The organism is Pseudomonas sp. P5_A12, assembly GCF_056400685.1.
In genome coordinates, this window is the sequence record NZ_JBFUKU010000563.1 from 1 (window position 1) to 1434 (window position 1434).

The 1434-nt window shown below is 61.6% G+C and carries 1 protein-coding gene; it reads right to left on the reverse strand.

The features are described from left to right. Positions 1-120 precede the first annotated feature (120 nt). Positions 121-1434 (reverse strand): pyoverdine maturation tyrosinase PvdP (gene pvdP / locus AC1DSG_RS31130; RefSeq protein WP_477794289.1); only part of this gene is annotated, 1314 nt, incomplete at its 5' end.

The window sequence follows — 1434 nt, forward strand, 5'->3', positions numbered from 1 at the left end:
GGTTTTGTGATGATCGTTCCCACGCTCCGCGTGGGAATGCCTCAACGGACGCTCCGCGTTCGGCTCTTGAGTGGGACGCAGAGCGTCCCGGGATGCTTTCCCACGCAAATGGGGGGACGATCATGTAGAGAGCGGCTTAGCCTTCAAATGCCGCGCATACCAGGGCCGCTGCGGCACCTTCCTGAACATATCCGCCAGCTTTTTCTCATCCTCGCCAAACGTTATCCGCAACGCCAGCTTCATGGTTTCCGGGTCCATCTCCACCGACTTGCCCGCCTGCAACCCCGGGGTGGTGTTGCATCCGTGGGTGCCCGGCCCCAACCATGGATCAGCGACTTCCACCCAACGCCCCGGCGCAAACCATGGCACACCGTTAATCTCCAGCCAACTCACCTCCCCCGGATGAAAGCGTTCGTGCGCGCGAAACCAGTCTTCCAGCCGGTCATCGATCCAGCCGTGGAAATGCCAGAACACCGGGTTCACATGGGACGAAAACGGATCGCCGAGGAAGTCGTTTTCCGCTGCAAACCAACGCGCGGAGAAGTCCGCAGGATCTCGGGCGAACGGCACCGGGTGGCCGTTGGACGGGTCACGAGGCACCGAGGCCCAGCGCATGTGCAGCCAGTCGTGCAAGCCCAACTCCACCTCGGAACCGAACTGGCCCAGGGTCAGCTTCGACAGATAACGCGGGTCGCGGTAGCGCGATTCCCAGACCTGGAAATTACTGTGATACGTCTCGGCGGTCTTGATGTCGCTGACCCATTTCGAATATTCAGCATCGTCATCGGCCAGCCAGGTCGGCGGCAGTGCGGTGCCGTCGTGGTTGTCGAAGTAGTGGGCAAAGCCGACACGATCACGGGCCAATTCGGGTTGAGGCAAAGGGAAGTGTGGCCATGACGGCAAGTCCTGCAACGACCGCGCGGTGCCGAGCATGTGTCGATGCATGAAAAAAAAGTCCACGCCCGAACCGTTACGATCCTTGCGTGCCCCACGGGCATCACGTTCCTTGTCGCGCGGGCCAGGCTGCCAGCCGAGGCCACGCAGGGCATTGCGCTTGTCTTCGGCCAGGGTGTGCCATTTGTCCCGAGAGGCATGCCAGAGCTGGTGAAACAGCCGATGCTCGGGTGAAATCAACCAGGCCAACAGCGGCGCATTCAGCCCGGTGCGCTCACGGGCTTCGGGGAAGACCCGTTTGACGGCGATGAATCGATTGTCCTGGGCAGTCATCATCAGCGGTCGATCAAGGTTCAATACGCGACCACTGAGGGTTCCACTGCCGGCATTGCCGAAGCCGGCCCAGACTTCGTCCAGCGCCATGCTGAATTCGTAATCGGGGGTGCCTTTCACCGCATCGGCATCGACCAGCCGCCAGCTCAATTGCGCCCCCTTCGCATCGGCCAGGTCGCCAAGCACCCGGTAGCGCGGTGTTTCGCT